The organism is Deinococcus sp. AB2017081 (assembly GCF_034440735.1).
Lineage (GTDB): Bacteria > Deinococcota > Deinococci > Deinococcales > Deinococcaceae > Deinococcus > Deinococcus rufus.
Genome location: NZ_CP140098.1, coordinates 2,784,516 through 2,803,165 on the forward strand (window position 1 = coordinate 2,784,516; position 18,650 = coordinate 2,803,165).

The window sequence follows — 18,650 nt, forward strand, 5'->3', positions numbered from 1 at the left end:
CCCTAGGTGAGTACCGCACAGACTCTCCATGACACCTTGCTGAGGCTTGTAGAGGCAAGCGCAAAAGCGGACAGCGCCGTGATTGAGGCAGCCCTACCAGAACTGGCCTCGATGGTAGGGGGTAGCCCTGCCGACCTCAGCGCCTTCTTCAAGGCTGACCCTGAGGGGATACGCCTCTTCCTGGCTAAGGGTGTCTCCCCTACCTCCTTTGCAGGCAAGCGCTTTGCAGCCCTCCTCCCCTTCCTGGCCGAGATGCTGAACGCCATTTACGCCCATGAGAGGGGGCAGGTTGAAACCTTCCTGGCTGCCAAGACCGCAGGGGAAGACCTGGCTAGGACATCCCTCTTCATGTCTCCGACCATCAAGGCAGCCATTCTGGATGAATGGGTCAACAAGCCTTGGAAAGGCGTAGCCCTCTCAGAACGCATCTGGGATTTCTCCAAGGCGTCAGAAGATAGCCTTCTTAAACTTATTGCGACAAAGATTGCTGAGGGTAAATCCCCCAAGCAGATACAACCAATAATTAGGAAGGTTTTTAAAGACCAGTCTACATATAACGTTAGGCGTCTCTTGCTTACAGAGTCCTCTAGGGTCTGGCATGATGTTCAGAATCTCGCCTACCAAGAGTTTAAGCACATCAAACATGTCAAACTGAAATATGGTGTTAGGCATAAGAAGGATTGCGCTTGTACGCCTTGGCATGACAAAGGCAACATTCCCTACGAAGATGCGCCTACAATGCCTATTCATCCCTTTTCTTCATCCTATTTACAGGCAGTCGTGGTTTAACAAGGGCAACAGAAAACATACCGCCATTAAGATAAGTATGTAGTGATGAACTGCAACTTAACTTAATGGAGTCATTGAATGTCAATTGAAACCGAAACAAACACAGAGTCTACCAAGGTGGTAGAGGATGCAAAGCCCCACACTGGAACACCAGACCAGCCGCTAACCAAAGAACAGAGGTTAGAGAATGATAACTGGCAACAGAGGGAAAAGCTTAGGCAATACAAAGAGGAAGTAGAGACCTTAAAAGGAACTGTACAGACTCTCACAAGTGGCCTAACAGAGATACAAACATCATTAGCTGCTAAGCAGGAAGCAGAGACACAAGCCGCAAAAGAGAAGGCGTTGAATTCCGCCCTTGATGAAGCAGGTATTGTTGACGCTAAGGCTAGAACACTCGCAACCAAGATGCTTGGAGATGCAGAGGATTTAGCAGCAGGAATCAAACAAGTTATTGAAGACTATCCTTTTATAGTCGGGAAGAAAACTATTGTTCTTCCTAACACTGGTGTTGCTAGGTCAGATGACACACACATCCCAGTTGAACAGAAACTTGCAAGCGGTTTATCAAAAATAATTAATAAATAATTTCAGGAGATTAACATAATATGGCACTAACACTCGTAGAAGCAGCAAAACTCATGCAAGATGATGTACAGGCAGGAGTTATTTTCAATACATACCTTGCTAACCCACTGGTAGGACTTCTCCCCTTTGAGAACATCCCAGGTTCAGCATACGTCTACACCAGGGCACCGGGCGTAGGCACCGTCTCCAACACCCGTGCTATCAACGCAGACTACACAGAAGAGACCGTAGGCTTCACAAGGCTTACCGCCTCCCTCGGCAGACTCGGTGGTAAGGCACAGGTTGACAACTTCCTACAGGTCACTGGTTCAGACATCAATGACCAGCTTGCAGCGCAGATTGCAGCTAAGTCTAAATACACTGGTATTGCCTTCCAGAACCAGTTCTTCAATGGAGATGTAGCGACAGACGCTAACGGTTTTGACGGCCTTAAGAAGCTGCTTACTGGTACTTCACAGGAAACTCTAGACGCACTTACCATGATTACCCTTGCAGACATTGACTCCCTGCTTCTTTCCCTTGACTCAGACGCTTCTGCACTGTTCATGAACGATAAGACCCTTCTTAAAATCAACGCACTTGCTAAGGGTTCTGGAATGCTTGCCTTCAACTCTATTGAGACTGTCGGCACAAGGATTTCTACCTACGGTGGAGTTCCTATCTACAGGGCAGGTAAGCTAGGAACCAACGCTTCCATCCTCGCAGACGGAGAAGTCTACGCTGTCAGATTTGGTGTTGACGGAGTTCACGGTATCCAGGCATCTACCCCTGAGGCTAAGCTAATCAGCCCTGACCAGAACGCTTCTGCACCTGTTTGGACAGCAAGAATTGATTGGTACGCTGGTATTGCACAGAAGGCACTACAGTCTGCTGCAAGAGTTACCAAGAAGATTGTTTAATAGTGGGGGCTTTAATGCCCCCTCTTTTGGAGACCAATAATGTTTACCTATCCTTCAACACCACCTACCAGAGACTTTTCTAGTCTTAGCTACGCACTGTACAGGGTTAGGCAAATTAGCAGGGACACCAAGGAAAACCCCCCTTATAGTTATTCCGATGAAGAATGGGGAGAGTTACTAGAGGACTCCAAGCTTGGGAATAAGTACCAAGTATTTAAAGCAGTCCATTTAGCAATTAGCACTAACCCAGAACGGCTGCAATCCTTGGGAGAAGAGTCAGGTAGCTATACCTTCTCAGACCTAGAGGCAGTGAAGAAGCAGCTACTTATTTCCCAGAGAGAATTAAACGGTAAGCTGGGTATAGGTAACGGTTCGTCTTTTATCTCGGTTCCTGTGCTTGTGGGGACATCGTGCAGTACCCAGTAACTACCCTCACCCTCCAGACCAGCTTCAAGCTTGGTATCCCAGGAAGAGAGAGGGCTATCTACACTGATGCAGAAACAATCCTTGGGTCTTTCGCACCGCTTAGCAAGGAAGACTACATCAAGCGCTACTCAGTTGAATCTTACGTGGACAACGGTGCTTACGTTCTACATACCCAATCTATCCTGACTGTCGGACAACGCCTCAAGACAGACGGCAAAACCTACAAAGTCATTGGGTTTAGAAAGGGTAGGCAAAGGAATACAGCGCAGTTACTAGAGGTCACTGATGTTTGACCAAAAGATAATTCAACAGCTAAGAGGCGCTATTGAGAAGGCGATTGAAGAGACTGCCGTTGCCGTTCAGGAAGGGGCAAGAGAATTAGTCCCTGTGGACACTGGCAACCTACAGCAGTCCATTCAGATTGAGAAGATTGGAGAGTTTGAGGTCAGAGTGTCGGCAAATACGGAGTATGCCTTGAACGTCCATGAGGGTCACGCCACCAAGAACGGAGGCTTTATCCAAGGAACGCCATACCTCCTCAAACCGTTACAGGATGAGGAGAAGAATCTAGCGCAGAGGGTGAAAAACAATCTATGAAACCTATAGAACCTTTGATAGATGCTGTTTACTCTGCGCTGACTTCCTTGCCCGACTTAATGAATCTAATTGGCACATTTAGTGATACTGCTAGTGATTCTACGCCTACTGCAATTGCCTACAACACTCTTCCAGAGAATTATAAAACCCCTGGGTCTGATAAAGCCTACATCATTTACAACATTGAGTTTACCAGCCCTAGACTCAACCAAGGAAAGACCTTCCTTCAAGAAGTCAGTTTAAAGTTTTATATAGGCGGTTATGATGCCCCTAGAATAGTAGACCTTCTTATGGGGCAGTTCAATAATACCCAGATTTACACTTATGTTATAAGCCCAAAGGGAATGCTTCAGTTACCCAATGGAGATATGACACTAAGATTTAACTTGATATAGGAGATTTATAAATTATGCCAACAAAGAAAATGCTTCAAGTAGTACCTAAGACAATCGTATACACCCCTACTGGTGGTACTGCTGTCACCATCTCTGACTTCTCAGATGCCGTAACCTTCTCATACGCTGTAGAACTCAGTGAGATTAACTCTCAGTCTGCCGACTACGCTATTGGTAAGCTTGTCACCGGCAGAAGCGTCAGCCTCAAAGCAGTTGTCAATAACTTTGACCTGCAACAGTTCACCGCCATGACCTCTGGTGTTGCTGCTGACTACGCTGCTGCTTCTGACTCTATGACTGGTAGCGCTAACAGCTTTGCCGTGAACCAGGGTCTAGTCGTCTTTACGGGCTACGATACAACCGAAAAGAAGAACGTTGTTATCACTCTATACCTTGCATCTGTTATGGTCAGCGGAGACCTCTCCTTTGGTAAAGATTCAGAAGTCAAGCTTGGTATTCAGTGGGATGCAATGAGACCAGCTACCGGCCCCGTCTACAAGATTGAATACAGCATTACCTAATCATAGCCCCCTCTTACCGACCCTCACTGGAAACAGTGGGGGTTTTCTCGTTCAAGGGCACAGTAAATACTGACCATAATAAACTATTAGTATCTCAGGTAAGAGAGGGAGAACATATATGAAGACAAAAAGAACAGTAGAAGAAAAGCTAGCAGGAACAAAAGAGGCAGTAACAATTAATGGTAAGGTATACAGCCCCAAGCGTCTTAAAGTGTTTGATGTTCAGAGGCTAATGAATGAAAAGGCAGAGAAGCTTAAGGCAGTTCAGGCTATGCAGAGAAGGCTAATGAAGATTCAAGCTGCAATGGAGTCAGGAGAATTGGAGTCTCTGAACCTCTCTACTGATGAAGCAGAGAAGTACGTAGAGACCGTCCAGAACACAACTGTAGACCTCGCAACAGAACTTGGTACAGACCATAACCTCTGGCTACTTGAAAGACTCTACCCTGATGCCAAAGAGTCAGGCGACTTAGTAGAAATAGAGTATGACGAATATGACACCGCACTTGAGGCAATATTTGAGGTCAATCCATCTTTGGGAAAGTCCAAAGCAATACTCCTGATGAATCCTCTGAACCAGAATGGGTAAGGGAGTGGCATAAGAAACAAGCTGCTGAGAACAAGGTAGAGATTGATACTGGGGATTTCTACTCCATTCTCAGCAGGGAGTACGGCTGGACATACGCTGAGATTTTAGAGTTACCGGATGAAGTATTTCATCTGTCGGTAGAGAAGTGCTTCAACCTGCTTTCTAAGCAAATTGGAATGGGCGCAACAGGATATGACTTTGCCAGTGAGTCTCAGAAGAAAGTCAAGGAATTTTTGAATGATGGTGTTCAAATACCCAATGGAGAATAATGCAGACAACTATTACAGGGACAATTAAAAACCCCAAAGGACAAAACCTAATAAACGTGAAGGTAAGATTCTTCTTAGTAGAGTCTGGTTACATCAACGGTATTGTCTACCCAGCAAACTTTGATGTAGAAACCTATTCAGATACAAACGGCAACTTTAGTATCAATGTTTGGAATAACACGGATGCTGCTGCGAGATACAAGATTGAATTCTATGACAATGGCACCCTTATTGACTCATTCCTAGCGTATGTGCCGGTCAAGCCTAGCGTCTCTATTGATGAAGTCAGGACATATTCAGGTGTTGTGGGCATTGCGCCTACGCCTATTTATGCTGACTTGTCCACTGCGATTACGGCACTAAATCAGCGCCTTGAAGAAATCAACATCTCTGGTACTGGGATAGATACCTCGCAGTACTTCAACAAGACTGACTCAGATGCCCGTTACTACCAGAAGACGGAATCCGACAGCAGGTATTACAGCAAGGCGCAGGTAGACAACCTGTTTGGTGTCACGCCCAGTGCCTATAACGTTACAGCAAGCCAGACAACATTCACACTACCGTCTACAGACCTTGTGGCCTCTGTAAAGGTCAACGGGTTTGAGATGGAATCGTCTCTGTATTCCGTTAGCGGTACAACCCTAACCTTTCCCAACCTGAACACTGGCGACTATGTACAGGTCTTACAGCAAGGCGCAAGAACAGGAATAGTCAGAGAAGAATTCACCACAACAACCACAGGAACAAGCGTCTTTACGCTGTCTTCTGCGGGCAACGTCTTCTCAGTATCAGTGGATGGTATCGCCCTAGAACCTTCACTATGGACACAAAGCCCTACAACACTGACTATTCCTAATTTAGAGTCAGGTTCAAAAGTAATTACTATAAGAATTAGAAGTTTATAAGAGGTAGCGCATGAACGTTAGCACCATTTGGGTAGAAGTCAAAGCAGATATTAACAACCTATTGTCTGGCCTGAGAAGGGCTGAGACCGCATCACAAGATACCTCTACCTCTCTGGCGGCTGATGCTAAGTCTGTGTCTACTGCATGGTCTGGTATCGGAGACGTTATTGCAGGGGCGCTGAATACTGCCGCCTTATTGGGCTTTGTCTCCGCTATGACGGATACCGCCTCCAAGACTCAGGGACAGGTTAGGAAGATTTCTACCGTGTTCGCACAAGCGTCTGATGACGTGATGAAGTGGGCCGACACCAACGCCGCTGCTATGGGGCTGACCTCCAAGGAGGCGGCTGCCCTCGCTGCTGACGTTGGGGCGACGTTCAAGGCCATTGGGTTTGGTGCCGACCAAGTCGGCGTGATGTCTACCCAGGTCACCACCCTTGCGGCTGCCCTCTCTAGCTGGACTGAGGGGGAGAAGTCCGTTGCAGACGCACAGGAAATCGTAGCGGCTGCCCTCAGAGGCGAGACAGACAGCATTCAGGAACTTGGGTACATCGTTGACCAAGACATCGTGAAAGCCAAGCTGCAAGCGGAGGGGAAGGACAAGCTGACCGGCGCAGCCCTCAAGCAGGCAGAGGCACAAGCAACCCTGGCCGTCATCCTCGACCAGTCCAAGGACAAGCTAGACGCCTACAGCGCCTCTTCAGAAGGCGTTGCCACACAGCAGAAGGTCATAGCGGCAAACATGGAGGAGGTCAGGACGCAGGTAGCAGAGGGGCTTACCCCTGCTATTGCCTTCCTCACAGACAAGATTGCCGAGGCGACCGGCTGGTTTAAGACCCTCCCAGCCCCAATCAAGGTGACGGTTGCTGCCGTCGTCTCTGCCACCCTCGCTGTCCTTGCCCTTATCCCGGTCATTGGGATGATGGTTGGTGCAGTCGGCACCATCAAGCCTGCAATGCTGGCTGCTTCAACTGCCGTCAGAGGCGCAATGACCTCCATAGGCGCAAGCATCTCTAGTGCTATTTGGCCTGTTACGCTTGTTGTTGCTGCTATTGCTGGTTTATACCTTGCCTACAAGAATAACTTCCTAGGCATTAGAGACTTCCTCAAACCAGTTATTGAGAACATCATTGCTATCTACGGCAAGATTGTAGAAGGCGTCAAGTTTGTTACCTATAACTCTGACACTCTCTGGAAGGGTTTTGTAGAAGGCTTTAAGCTGACTGCACAGACCATAGGACAGATTGTGAAGGGCGTAGGGCTGATGCTGTCTGGTGTAGGACTCATCCTATATGGGGCGTTTGTTGAACCTTGGGTTCCTGTCCTTGTTGGACTCCAAGCAGCCGCAAGAGGAATCGTTACAGGCTTATCAAGCCTAGTCAACAGAATTGCACAGATGCTTCAACCTGTATTTGGCATTCTGAAAACTCTTGGAATATCCGTAGGGAATGCCTTACAAGTCGCCATGTCTGCCGTCTCTGGAGTCATTGGAGATGTCTTCGGTTCTGCCGTAAGCGACATCAAGAGTAAGGCTGATGCTGCTAGCGCAAACTCAGCGACCATTGCCAAAGGGATGAAGCAGGTAGAAGACGGCTATAACACTGCCGCTACTGCCGTGAAGGGCTACACAGGTGCTTTAAGGGGTGTCGTGGCGGCAACTCAGGCAAACCTCAAGACGCCGCCTCCAGTCAACGTTGCCAACGCAACCCTCCCAAAACCCCCTGCCAACTCCTACAGTGCGTCCAACCCGGCTGCCCTCCAGAACTACGGAGTGGATGCCGCCAACGCTGCTGCCAAGGTATCTGAAGATGCAGCGAAGAAGGCGGCTGACGCTGCCACCAAGCGCAAGCAGGCCATAGAGGATGAGATAACCTCTCTCACCCGTCTCCTTGCCTCCAACAAGCGTCTTGTTGACTCTGGCAAGATGACGGTTGATAACGCTATCAACTTTAGGCAATCCGTAGAAGACCTTGCTAAGGCGGCACAGAGAGAAGGTATTGCCAATGATGCTGGTGTCAAGTCGCTTCTCAGCAAGGCCACTGCGTACACTGCCGTTGCACTTGCGGCAGGGAAGGCACATGAAGCCGCACTCACAGCGAAAGAGGCAGCCAGAGAACAGGCACAGAAGGACAAAGAGGCCAATGCCGCTGTCAAGCAAAATGCTAAGGCGTTGACTGACCTTCTTGTACGTCAGAAAGACTTAGTTAATAACAACAAGATAACAATAGACCAAGCAATTAACTACAAGCGTAGGCTAGATGAAATCAACGCCAACATCAAAGAAGCTGGGGTTTCTGGCAACGCTACTATTAAGATGCTGCTTGGTCAGGCATCTGCATATGCCGCTGTCTCCATGTCCGCTGCTGCTGCGAAAGATGCGAAGACCAAGCATGAGGCAAACCAAAAGAAGCTAGATGCTGACTATGAAAAGCGTCTTGCCAACCTCAAGTCAGTCACCAAGGCAATGTCTGATGAAGAGATTGCCAGCAAGATAAAAGTCCTTAGCGCCTCCAAGGACTACAAGAAAGAGAAGCTGTTAGAAGTTCTCTACACCGAACAGGCGACTAGGGCTAAGGCTGCGGAACAGACCCAGACCGCAGGGCTAATTGATGCGCTTGGGCAGCTTGCAGAGGCACAAGGCAAGGTCACTGCTGCTGTTGACGGATTCAACCAGACCATAGCGGCAGAAGACTTCTCTACCAGAGTCACAACCCTTCAAAATGCTATGGCGGCTGAATTGGCAGCAGTAGAAGGGAATGAGGCGGCAACACTTGAAATCAAGAAGAAGTATGCCCCTCAACTCCTCGCCATAGAGATAGACAGGGTAAACGCCGAGACACAAGCCAAACTAGACAAGATTGAGGAGACCTACAATAAGGAACTGAGTGAAGCTACACTTGCTGGGGCCGAGACAACCGACCTCACTAAGGCGTATGAGGCAACTAGAGTAGCTATCAGCAATAGCGCTACTGCAACTATTGCAGGCATCAGGAATAGGTCTGCTGCTGAAATCACATCTCAAGAAATCGCACTGGATAAGAAGGTTGTAGAGGAAAGAGTCAGAATTAACTCTGATGCTGCCGATACGATTGTTAGTGCTTACCTTGAGGGACTTTCAAGCTTAGATACTGCTGGTATAGCGCTGGTCAAGACACAGCTTGAAGCCCTGCGAGACTCATTCCTAGCAATGGGAGAGAGTGGTTTAGGGGCAGTAGACAAGATTAACGATGCTATCAAAACCGTCTCTGATGAGTCTGCAAGAAAGGTCAAGGAAGCTGTCAAAGGATTCTCTTCCATTGCAGGACAACTCAAAGGGCTTGACAAGGAGTTTGCCGACCTTCAGTTAGACCCTGACAGTAAGGATGCGTTTGTCTCCCAGGGTCTCGCTGGGTTTGACACCCTCATTGCGAAATACGATGACCTTATCTCCTCTGCCGGAGAGTACGCAGACGTTCTAGAAGGCGCTGGTGACGTGGCAGGGGCAGCCCTGATGAGGGCAGAGGCAGACAGGCTGAGAGGAGTTCAGGGCGACGTACAAGCCGCTAGGACAGTCAAGCAGGGGCAGCTAGGCACCACCTTTGACACCAACAAGGCCAAGGCTGACAAGGAGGCAGCAGACACCAAGGCCAAGGCTGAGAAGGCTGCGGCAGACTCCATCCTGGCTACTGACAACTCCATCGTGACAAGCCAACTGGCTAACGCTACAACCCTCGCTGAGTTCAAGCTGAAAAAGCTTGAGGATGAGAAGGCAGCAAAACTGTCACTGGCAACCACCGACCAAGAGAGGGCAGAAATTGAACTCTCTTACGTGGACAGAATCACAGCAGCACAACTTGAAGCGCTAGAGGTCAGAAAGAATGCCGCTGATGAGGCGTTGAAGCAGGAACTAGCAGGACAGTTGGATAAGGAAGGTCTCACCACCAAGCAGAAGGAAGATATTGAAGCTTACTTTGCCGAGAGGAAAAGGCTAGCTGATGATGCCTACGCCCATGAAAGAGACCAAATCAAGCAGACTGCCACGGAAGCTGAGAAGGCACAGAGGAAGCAGCTAGAGGCTTGGAAGCAGGCACTAGCACAATTTGTCAAAGACTTGTCCTCTGCCGTATCTACTGCTTACGCTTCAATCTATGACAACAACAGCAAGCTAGCGGCTGGAAGTGCGACACCTGAGGACACCGCCAAGGCGAATCATGAAGCAGCAGAAAATGCGGGAGTAGGCATCTTCAATGCCGCTGTGACTGGCCTAAAAGCCGTCTTCCCACAGTTTGCTTACTTCATAGACCTGATTGGAGGTCTTCTAGCGAACATGCCTCAGTTGGGGCTAGTGTTCCAGAGGGTAGGAGAAATCTTCCTTGTGGCAATGGACATCCTTGCCCCTGTGGTTGAACTCCTTGCCTCAGTCCTAGAACCTCTCTTGAATATCCTCAAGGTAGTTCTAGAGTCTGTGATTAAACCGCTGCTGCCTGTTCTGACATTCTTCCTCAAGGTCACTTCTGCAATCATCACGGCTATCTATAACGTCATCAAGACAGTATGGAATGCAATAGCAGGGTTCCTGAATGGGATTGACATTCTCGGATGGAAACCATTCAACCTGAGTATGTTGCCAGAACTGGAAGGCGTGAACGGCGCTAACACTCCAAGCGTTGATACGGGAACCGTAGGCGGCACAGGGTCAAGTAGTGGAGGGGCAACCTCCAAGACTGAAACAAGAACCGCTAACGTGACCATATATGTCAATGAAGCGTCTAATCCAGAAGAAGTAGCAAGTCTGGTTGAGAAAAGGCTTATCAAAGCACTTGGATAACGATAGGGGGAGAAATCCCCCTATTTCTTATTTGGGGCACTAGGTAAAACCAACATACTAAAATTATTACAGAGGTAACAATGGACTACGCAATCATAGGTGACTATTTCTCACCAAAACTAATAATCACTGAGTTTGATATTCAGCCCACAAATAATAAGCAGGTTATAGACACCAACAGGAAAAAGATTGTTGGCAAGGCAAAACAGTCTCTTAACATCTCTGTTAGCGGAATCCTGAAAGCAGACAGCTTTCTAGACCTTGAGAAAGAACTAGAGAAGCTACAAGCTGCACTGAACAAGCCAGAGTTTAAATTAGTTCTGGGGGCCAAACCCCAATGTTATTACTTAGTGTCATGGGACAGTTCTAGCCTTCCACGTAAGCCTAAGAATGGAGGTTATGTACTGCCTATCTCTCTAGACTTTACTGTTCTGGAAGATTCAGCAATTAAAGCCCTCCCCTGTTCCTATGGGTATATTCAAGCAATCTTACCATTAACTCATGAAGGGATGTATGCCAGCAAAGAAGTTACTGTGCCGTTTGTCGGTAGTATTTTTAGCCAGGTATACTTACCGTCAATCACGACAACAAGCACAATATTTACTGTCGGGTCTTATACATTACGCCTTGATAACTCTGGCGCAACACCTAAGTTTAAACTGTCTTTTGGTAATATCGTTCTGTTAGAAAAGACTGTGTATACCGAGACCTTTGCAATTATGGGCTTAGTGTTTGAAGGCAATCAGATTGCAGTCTACTACGATGGGAACAGGTATACCGTCAACCAAGCGCACAATAAGGCAGCTTATAACTCCACGACAAATAAAGCAGACTTCAAAGGTTGGGAGGCAGTCTTTGCCGCCACTCTACCCCATGATTACATCATGGCAACCATCCATAAGAATATACCAATCATTCAGTTCAGTCAGATAACGGATGGTTCAAACATCGTCGTCAACAGCGGCAGCAATAGGGCAAATGCGTCTATTGTCATCCATAACGGCTTCAATTCAGTATGGGGAAATGATTTTGGATTTACCGCAAACAACTGTAATTACTTTGTCTTCAACGGGATAACCAGTGATGTTGTTGTCAACCCTCCTGCTGCAAGTGCTGGTATCACGTACTACCCAGGAAAGAAGACGCTACTCCCATACCTTGAGACAGGCAGGAACACTATATACATGGACGGTGTAGGAACAGCCCTACTGACATGGCAGGAACGATACTTATGATTTTTGAACTACAGCTAGTGACACCACAAACTTACGCCACCTATTCATTTTTTAAGAATGTGGCCAACATCAAGACCAAGAAGTCATACAACAACATTGGTAGTTTCAGCTTCTCCGTTCTTTCTTCATTCTCTGATTTTGACAGGGCGATTACGACTCCAGAAGGACAAGGGCAGGTAGTTATTTATGCAGACGGCAAGCCCTACCTACATGGAGTCATTGACACGTATTCTCCAACTGAATCAGGTTTTGTGGATGTAAGCTGTACTGAGATATTGCAACTCCTCAAAGATGACATTATTGTTGGAGACTATAAGTTATCCAACTATAAGTATGAATACCTTCCAGAAGCTAGCCCTATTCAGGATAGAAGCAATTCAGACTTCAATGAAGCAGAGGTTGAATCATACTGGGGGCAGTACGGAGACAGCTACTTTGTAGCCGATATCTACAGCGACTCTGAAGGGACATACGTCAATGCCATTGATGACGGCCAAGGCGTCTCCTACTACGGTGCAGCATCAGGAGTCAGACAGAAGATTTACCCAAGGTGGTTAATCAACAACCGCCAGACCTCCTACATTCTCAAGATGGAGGGTACAGGATTCCCACGTAACTTTTACTACGTTGGTTCACATAACTGGTCAAATAAAACCTCCACAGAAACACAAAACGTAGGAGACGGTATTTATACCACTGCTGCACCAATTAATCCCTCACAGACAACACCAGGGGGTTTATTTAACGTAGGGCCATACTACCTGTATATCAAGACCAAGAACGGGAGTACCAATAACTTCTTGATGAACATTAGGATTGACCCATTTACTTCTGTGCTTGGAAGGAAAATCATTCCTTACTTCATGTTGTACAACTCGCCCTTCAAGGCAGTCTTCAGCTACTCCGAGGACGCAACAACCTTCTATGTTGGTCTCTCTATCACCTTCAACGTTGACGGAGAGGATTACACCTACAGCAACCAAGCCAGCTTCAATAAAAGCTACTACAACGGTGCCTATAACGCACAAGCTTTTTTCATGGTTGACTCAGTCGCTTGTAAGTACCACTCCTTTAGGTTTGAGGAAGTTAACAAAGAGAACCACCTTGACTGGCTAAACCGAGTATCAGACAGCATCTCCTTTATCAGGACTACAAATGCCCTTACTGGTTACTCATGGTCTTTGAAATACACTGATGCCGATAAGTGGCAGATAGTCAGCAAGATTCTAGAGTTAGGTGGTAACGCAACCCTTGAATACGCAGGGATAGCAGATAACAAGCCAACCTATTATGTCCACAATTATTCCAATCTTGAAGAATTATACAAGTTTGCCAACGGTGATGAGATATTCAACGTCAGGTATGAAAAGGACTTCTCCGACACATATAACGTGTTGGTAGCGTCAGCCAAGAGAACCACCAATCAGGGGAACTCAACCCTAGTCACCACATACAGCATTACTATTGCGCCCAATCCTGACAGACCCAACAGACTTGGTAGGTTAAAAAAGAAGATAGCCAATCCATCTGGGATTGAAGATATTGAGACGTTAACCCAATGGGCACTATCTGTCTACGATGAACACTCCGCACCATCAGAACCAGTTAGCTTCAACAGTATCCTTGATTCTTTCTGGCTAAAGACTCTGCCAGGGCAGTACATCACGATTCATGGACTACTAGAAGGGCAGACCATCGTAGAACAAGTGAATAATATAAGTATTGATGAAGGTACAGGCACGGTGTCTGTTGAGTTAGCGAAAAGGCTAACCCTGAAATCAGCACTTATAGAAGCTAGGTTAGCAGCGGAGTAGCATTAATGGATAATATCAACGTATTAGCAAAAATAGCAGGGATGGAAAAGGATATTGAATATCTGAAATCCGGTCATGCAGAGTTCAAGGAATTCATGAAACGATTTGAGGCAGTGCCATACCAGATAAACAGCATTAACGACAAAATGGATACTCTGCTAGATAGGGTTAAAGCTGTAGAAGAAGAGGAGGATGATGGAGACACCAGAACCAAGAAAGCCTTTGATTGGGGCGCAGACTGGATTAAGTATGTAGCCCTCTTCCTGCTGGGATTGGTTGTCATCATCGGGGGGCTTTTGGGCATCCCTATTCCATTCATAGGGGGCAGTTAATGACTTCAATTATTCTCGCTATTCTTTTTATTATTAGGGCTTTAATCATCTGGCAGTTGTCAGAGTTAGTCCACAATATCTCAGACAAGAAGCTTAAGGGTCTCGCCTTAAGTGGAATGCTTATCTATGTTGCCTACATTGTCTACGGGGTTATTACAACCGCTGCAATTAACCCTCTGGTAATATTTGGATTAATAGGACTCTTCCTAGTCCTTCTCGCAGTCAACAAGTTCTTCAAGAAGCAGAGAGAGGGATGCTGATAACCTCTGGCCTCCTGAAGGCTATGAACAATGGCTACGCTGTCCAAGATGCCGACACTGTAGCCATGAAGCTGAACAAGGCAGCAGAGACCTTCCAGATAACTACTCCTCTGAGAGTCCTGCACTGGCTAGCGCAAATCGGCCATGAGTCTAGTTTTAAGCCTCAAGAAGAAAACCTCAATTACTCTGCCAAAAGATTGTTTGAAGTCTTCCCCTCTAAGTTTCCCAACATAGCAGCAGCCCAGGTCTACGCCTACAAGCCCCAGGCAATCGGCAGCAGGGTTTATGCCGACAAGCTAGGGAACGGTTCTGAACTCTCAGGAGAAGGCTACCTGTACAGAGGTAGGGGCTACCTGCAATTGACGGGAAAAAGTAATTACACCAAGTATGGGAAACTAATTGGGTTTGAGTTACACACTCATCCTGACCTCTGCCTACAGCATGGTATCAGCGCATTAGTAGCAGGGGCTTATTTCCAGCACAACAATATATTGCAGTACGCAGATAAAGACGATATTGCCACAGTGACTAGATTAGTCAATGGACGTGCAATGCTTGGCCTCTCAGACAGAATAAGAAGGCTGGCAGCAGGTAAGAAGTATTTATAAGGGGATTTTATGAACATTGAAACATTACTCGAAAGGTTCAACGTAGAGGCAGTCATCAGAGGACTTATTAGGGAAGCTAATGCTACGCTTGAGTCTTTTAAAGGCGCAGAGAAGGAAGCTTGGGTTGTCAATATCGCCTACACATGGCTAGAGACCGTAGACGGTTCCATTCCCATGATTGGACTCTATCTGGATATGCCCTGGGTTGACGTGGCAGAAAGAGAAGTAGTAAGGCGACTCGTTAAAAAGATATTTGATGAAATGAATAACGTTTGAGGTAAACCATGAGTGATTCAATTACTACCCCAATTACACCTAGTAGTGTGGGGATTAAAACCATAACACAGTCAACACGCCTTAACGTTGTTGACTACTCTTCTGGTTCTACTACATTCACTGACTTAACAAATTACTACACCAAGGCAGATGCAAACCTGTTGCTAGCTGGAAAGGCAAATGTCTCCCATACCCATAGCTTCTCTAGCCTGAGTGACCTCCCAAACACCCTGGCTGGGTACGGCATTACGGATGCCGCAGCAGTCGGCCATACACACACCTTCGCAAGCCTCACCAGCAAACCAACCACCTTGTCTGGGTACGGCATCACAGACGGGCAAGCCCTGGCGTTGGGAGGCGGTACAGCCAAGACAGACGCCTTCCTCTCCTCCATCCTCGCCAGGACGGGCAAGCCCCTCTACGGAGACCCAGACTTTGCCACCACCAATAACGGCATTGTCGCCTACAACAACCTCGGCAATGGCGCTGTTGTCATCACCAGGGATGTAGACGCAACAGCCCCCAACAAGTCTAAGAACGTTCTGACCATCACTAAGAACGCTTCTACTGCTTCTCCTGGCTTAGGTGGCTTCTGGCAGGGTGTGGTGCCTCAAGCGAACCAAGTCTATGCAATGGTTCTTATCGCCAACATTCCCGTTGGCTACTCCCTGTTTGGTTCAGGCAACCCTACCGGCACGGGCGCTACAGACACATGGATTACCTCTACTGCCGGGACTGGGAAGTGGAGGACTTACGTCAGGATGATGTATGCCGGGGAAGGCGGTACCTTCTCCAGCACTGGTCATGTCTACTTGTCTGGAGGCACGTCCACTGACGCCTTTGTCTGGAAGCTGGCTTATGCAAACGTCTTCCACCTAGGCCAGGATGCAGGGTCAAATATTGAAGACTATCAGGTGAAGTCAGTTGGGTTTTCTAAGCTGACCTCTCTGCCGACCACCCTTGCTGGTCACGGCATCACTGATGCGTATACCAGGGTGCAGGCACAGTCCAGAGGAATGAACCTGCTGACCAACGGGTTTGGCACGACAGGCGACAACACCAACTTCTCTCAATTCACCTTCAATGCTGCTGAGGTGTACTCCGGGGGAGGGTCATTCACTACTGCTGTTCTGAACGCCGTCCACACTCAGGATGAGTTTGTTCCTGTAGACCCAGCTAAATACTATAGGTTTACCTTTGCGGCAAAAACACTGAACCTAGTGACGGGCAATAACTACGCCTACGGGACATCTACCTCTTACGATGTAGACCTCAACTCAATCCTTCCGATTCACTACACCTTTGACAATGATACCTACACCACCCTTGCTGCCCCTTTAAAGCCAGGGGATACAACCATTACGCTTACCTCTGCGGCTGCTTGGGATACGCAAGCGACAGCAGCGAATAACTACATCAAAATCCACAGCTTCAAAAACACCAAGGGGTATTACTGGCCTGCGAAAAGCTACAGCAGGAATGTTGGAGGTCTAGGACAATATACGGCAGCTAACGTCAACCTCTCCACAAACGTTGTGACTCTGACAACGCCTTGGACAATTGCCAACCCAGATGATGTGAACGGGTGGCCTGTCGGTACCCCAATCGGCACATGTTACTCAGCGTCTAGCTACCAATACTTTACAAACGTTGGCAACACTCCTATTCCTACTACTTGGACTACGTATAGCGGAGTCATCGGAGGCACTTTTACCAACACTGGTCAAGTCGTGTCCGTTAACTTCCCAACGGGAACTGCTTTCATCAAGCTAGGATTCCTGGCAAACCGTACCTCTACAGGAGTTGGAGGAACAGCAGGGAACGTGACTGCCTTCTCTGCAATGCACTTCTCAGAGAATACGATTCAGAACTACACAGGTGGATTGACTCCTTCTCCAACCAACACCATTAACCTGAACGGTGCTGGGTTCACTTTCACCAACGGGATATTGACCTCTTTTGCTGGAACGATTACGGGGCTGACGGATTCACAAATTACCTCTGTTGGCTGGTCAAAAATCCTTAGCAAGCCAACTACGCTAAGTGGATTTGGCATTACTGACGCCTACACCAAGACAGAGGTTGACTCTGCGCTGTCTGGTAAAGCAAGCACTACCCATTCACATGATTTCTCCACTCTGACCAATAAGCCTACAACTCTTGCAGGATATGGAATCACAGACGGAGGAAGCGGTAGCGGTTCAGGTGATATGGCTAAGGCAACTTATGACACCAATAACTCAGGTGTCGTGGATGACTCGGAGAAGCTGGCTGGTATCGCTGCAACAAGCTATGCCCGTATTGACCTAACCAACACATTTACCAAGTATCAGAGAATCCCGTATGACTCTGCACAAGACACCAACCTCCTGATGTTAAGCAGACCTAGCCCTACATCAGGCCAGTCAGTGAACGGCTTTGACTTCAAGGATGCAGCAGGCAACACCTTTACAGGAGGGTTGTACCAGATTTACAGCACTTCTTCATTCTATGAAACTAGGTTGTACGGGAAGGGTAATGTTGTCATTCACACCAACGATGGAGGCGGGACAGTCAACGGTACTGTTAGGTTTGTCACCACCAACAGCAGCGGGACTAACGCCACATGGATTGTAGACAACACAAAGATTACTGCCCCCGACAACAGCACAGTTCTAACAACGAAGACACAGGACAGATTAGGAAGGTTCTACACTTCTAATGAATTTGTCAGCAGTGTATCTACGAATGAATGGGTTCAGTATGCGTCTGGCACTGGCGTAAGCATCTCGCAAAGCAACATCACTGGTCTCAATAACGCTGTTGGTACCGTCAGGTTTGTTACTGGTACAACACCTACCGGAAGAGTCGCTATTGCCAACCCTGTACCTATCATCAGGTTTAACCAGGGCACAACAAACCTTAGGGCAATCCTGTCATTGGCAACACTTTCCAACACCACAGAAACCTATGTCATCCGAGTTGGTTATATAGACTCCGTAACAGGAGATTCTACCTATGGTGCTTACTTTAGGTATACCGATGGAGTTAACTCGGGCAAGTGGCAGGCAGTTATAAGGAATAATAGTGTTGAGACTGTTATTGATACCGGAGTCTTAGCCTCAACTGGTGTTCTGAGAAAGTTTGAAATAAACACTACTGCCGCTGGTGTCATCACATTCAAGATAGACAATGCCACGGTAGGAACAAACAGCACAAGCCTTGCAATTACCGCAGGGTCAGAAACAGGTTATGGCGTAGCAGTCACCAAGACTGTTGGTAGTTCATCGGTGTCAGTAACAGATGTTGATTTTATGGATGTTGAATACTTATTTGCATCATCTAGGTAAGGAGTTTA

The 18,650-nt window shown here is 47.4% G+C and carries 16 protein-coding genes; all 16 read left to right on the forward strand.

Annotation, left to right across the window (positions count from 1 at the left end; genetic code table 11):
- The first annotated feature begins 6 nt into the window (after window positions 1-6).
- The 16 genes from U2P90_RS13550 (at window position 7) to U2P90_RS13625 (ending at window position 18,642) form a co-directional block, all read left to right on the forward strand.
- Entirely contained in the window at window positions 7-789 is a 783-nt protein-coding gene (locus tag U2P90_RS13550) for a hypothetical protein (RefSeq protein WP_322472544.1), read from the forward strand.
- A gap of 78 nt (window positions 790-867) precedes the next feature.
- Window positions 868-1,377, forward strand: a complete 510-nt coding sequence (locus U2P90_RS13555) for a hypothetical protein (protein WP_322472545.1) — start codon at window positions 868-870, stop codon at window positions 1,375-1,377.
- Between the two features lie 20 nt (window positions 1,378-1,397).
- Complete coding sequence (locus U2P90_RS13560; protein ID WP_322472546.1) at window positions 1,398-2,276, forward strand: major capsid protein; 879 nt, start codon at window positions 1,398-1,400, stop codon at window positions 2,274-2,276.
- A 711-nt stretch (window positions 2,277-2,987) separates the two neighbouring features.
- Window positions 2,988-3,299, forward strand: a complete 312-nt coding sequence (locus U2P90_RS13565; RefSeq protein WP_322472547.1) for an HK97 gp10 family phage protein — start codon at window positions 2,988-2,990, stop codon at window positions 3,297-3,299.
- Window positions 3,296-3,694, forward strand: coding sequence for a hypothetical protein (locus tag U2P90_RS13570; protein WP_322472548.1), 399 nt, complete (start codon window positions 3,296-3,298; stop codon window positions 3,692-3,694). The genes U2P90_RS13565 and U2P90_RS13570 overlap by 4 nt, the downstream gene beginning before the upstream one ends.
- Window positions 3,695-3,708: 14 nt before the next feature.
- Complete coding sequence (locus U2P90_RS13575) at window positions 3,709-4,215, forward strand: hypothetical protein (protein ID WP_322472549.1); 507 nt, start codon at window positions 3,709-3,711, stop codon at window positions 4,213-4,215.
- Window positions 4,216-4,333: 118 nt separating this feature from the next.
- A complete protein-coding gene (locus U2P90_RS13580; RefSeq protein WP_322472550.1) occupies window positions 4,334-4,804 on the forward strand; it encodes a hypothetical protein in 471 nt (156 codons plus the stop codon).
- Between the two features lie 268 nt (window positions 4,805-5,072).
- A complete protein-coding gene (locus U2P90_RS13585) occupies window positions 5,073-5,981 on the forward strand; it encodes a hypothetical protein (RefSeq protein ID WP_322472551.1) in 909 nt (302 codons plus the stop codon).
- Window positions 5,982-5,991: 10 nt separating this feature from the next.
- Window positions 5,992-10,788 (forward strand): hypothetical protein, encoded by a 4,797-nt coding sequence (locus U2P90_RS13590; protein WP_322472552.1) that lies wholly within the window; start codon window positions 5,992-5,994, stop codon window positions 10,786-10,788.
- A gap of 80 nt (window positions 10,789-10,868) precedes the next feature.
- A complete protein-coding gene (locus U2P90_RS13595; protein WP_322472553.1) occupies window positions 10,869-12,023 on the forward strand; it encodes a hypothetical protein in 1,155 nt (384 codons plus the stop codon).
- On the forward strand, window positions 12,002-13,837 hold the full coding sequence (locus tag U2P90_RS13600; protein WP_322472554.1) for a hypothetical protein: 1,836 nt from the start codon (window positions 12,002-12,004) through the stop codon (window positions 13,835-13,837). Before U2P90_RS13595 ends, U2P90_RS13600 begins: the two co-directional genes overlap by 22 nt.
- A 5-nt stretch (window positions 13,838-13,842) precedes the next feature.
- The gene (locus U2P90_RS13605; protein WP_322472555.1) at window positions 13,843-14,169 is read left to right on the forward strand and encodes a hypothetical protein; all 327 of its coding nucleotides are present in this window, start codon (window positions 13,843-13,845) and stop codon (window positions 14,167-14,169) included.
- On the forward strand, window positions 14,169-14,429 hold the full coding sequence (locus U2P90_RS13610; RefSeq protein ID WP_322472556.1) for a hypothetical protein: 261 nt from the start codon (window positions 14,169-14,171) through the stop codon (window positions 14,427-14,429). Before U2P90_RS13605 ends, U2P90_RS13610 begins: the two co-directional genes overlap by 1 nt.
- Before the next feature lie 65 nt (window positions 14,430-14,494).
- Entirely contained in the window at window positions 14,495-15,037 is a 543-nt protein-coding gene (locus U2P90_RS13615) for a glycoside hydrolase family 19 protein (protein ID WP_322472557.1), read from the forward strand.
- A gap of 9 nt (window positions 15,038-15,046) precedes the next feature.
- Window positions 15,047-15,313: a hypothetical protein gene (locus tag U2P90_RS13620; protein WP_322472558.1), complete on the forward strand. Its 267-nt coding sequence runs from the start codon at window positions 15,047-15,049 to the stop codon at window positions 15,311-15,313.
- A gap of 8 nt (window positions 15,314-15,321) precedes the next feature.
- Window positions 15,322-18,642, forward strand: coding sequence for a beta strand repeat-containing protein (locus U2P90_RS13625; protein WP_322472559.1), 3,321 nt, complete (start codon window positions 15,322-15,324; stop codon window positions 18,640-18,642).
- The last annotated feature ends 8 nt before the right edge of the window (window positions 18,643-18,650 follow it).

Excerpts from the sequence above, each read along its gene's own strand:
- U2P90_RS13555 (WP_322472545.1), top strand. The coding sequence starts at position 868 with ATGTCAATTGAAACCGAAACAAACACAGAGTCTACCAAGGTGGTAGAG.
- U2P90_RS13560 (WP_322472546.1), top strand. The coding sequence starts at position 1,398 with ATGGCACTAACACTCGTAGAAGCAGCAAAACTCATGCAAGATGATGTA.
- U2P90_RS13565 (WP_322472547.1), top strand. The coding sequence starts at position 2,988 with ATGTTTGACCAAAAGATAATTCAACAGCTAAGAGGCGCTATTGAGAAG.
- U2P90_RS13570 (WP_322472548.1), top strand. The coding sequence starts at position 3,296 with ATGAAACCTATAGAACCTTTGATAGATGCTGTTTACTCTGCGCTGACT.
- U2P90_RS13575 (WP_322472549.1), top strand. The coding sequence starts at position 3,709 with ATGCCAACAAAGAAAATGCTTCAAGTAGTACCTAAGACAATCGTATAC.
- U2P90_RS13580 (WP_322472550.1), top strand. The coding sequence starts at position 4,334 with ATGAAGACAAAAAGAACAGTAGAAGAAAAGCTAGCAGGAACAAAAGAG.
- U2P90_RS13585 (WP_322472551.1), top strand. The coding sequence starts at position 5,073 with ATGCAGACAACTATTACAGGGACAATTAAAAACCCCAAAGGACAAAAC.
- U2P90_RS13590 (WP_322472552.1), top strand. The coding sequence starts at position 5,992 with ATGAACGTTAGCACCATTTGGGTAGAAGTCAAAGCAGATATTAACAAC.
- U2P90_RS13595 (WP_322472553.1), top strand. The coding sequence starts at position 10,869 with ATGGACTACGCAATCATAGGTGACTATTTCTCACCAAAACTAATAATC.
- U2P90_RS13600 (WP_322472554.1), top strand. The coding sequence starts at position 12,002 with ATGGCAGGAACGATACTTATGATTTTTGAACTACAGCTAGTGACACCA.
- U2P90_RS13605 (WP_322472555.1), top strand. The coding sequence starts at position 13,843 with ATGGATAATATCAACGTATTAGCAAAAATAGCAGGGATGGAAAAGGAT.
- U2P90_RS13610 (WP_322472556.1), top strand. The coding sequence starts at position 14,169 with ATGACTTCAATTATTCTCGCTATTCTTTTTATTATTAGGGCTTTAATC.
- U2P90_RS13615 (WP_322472557.1), top strand. The coding sequence starts at position 14,495 with ATGAAGCTGAACAAGGCAGCAGAGACCTTCCAGATAACTACTCCTCTG.
- U2P90_RS13620 (WP_322472558.1), top strand. The coding sequence starts at position 15,047 with ATGAACATTGAAACATTACTCGAAAGGTTCAACGTAGAGGCAGTCATC.
- U2P90_RS13625 (WP_322472559.1), top strand. The coding sequence starts at position 15,322 with ATGAGTGATTCAATTACTACCCCAATTACACCTAGTAGTGTGGGGATT.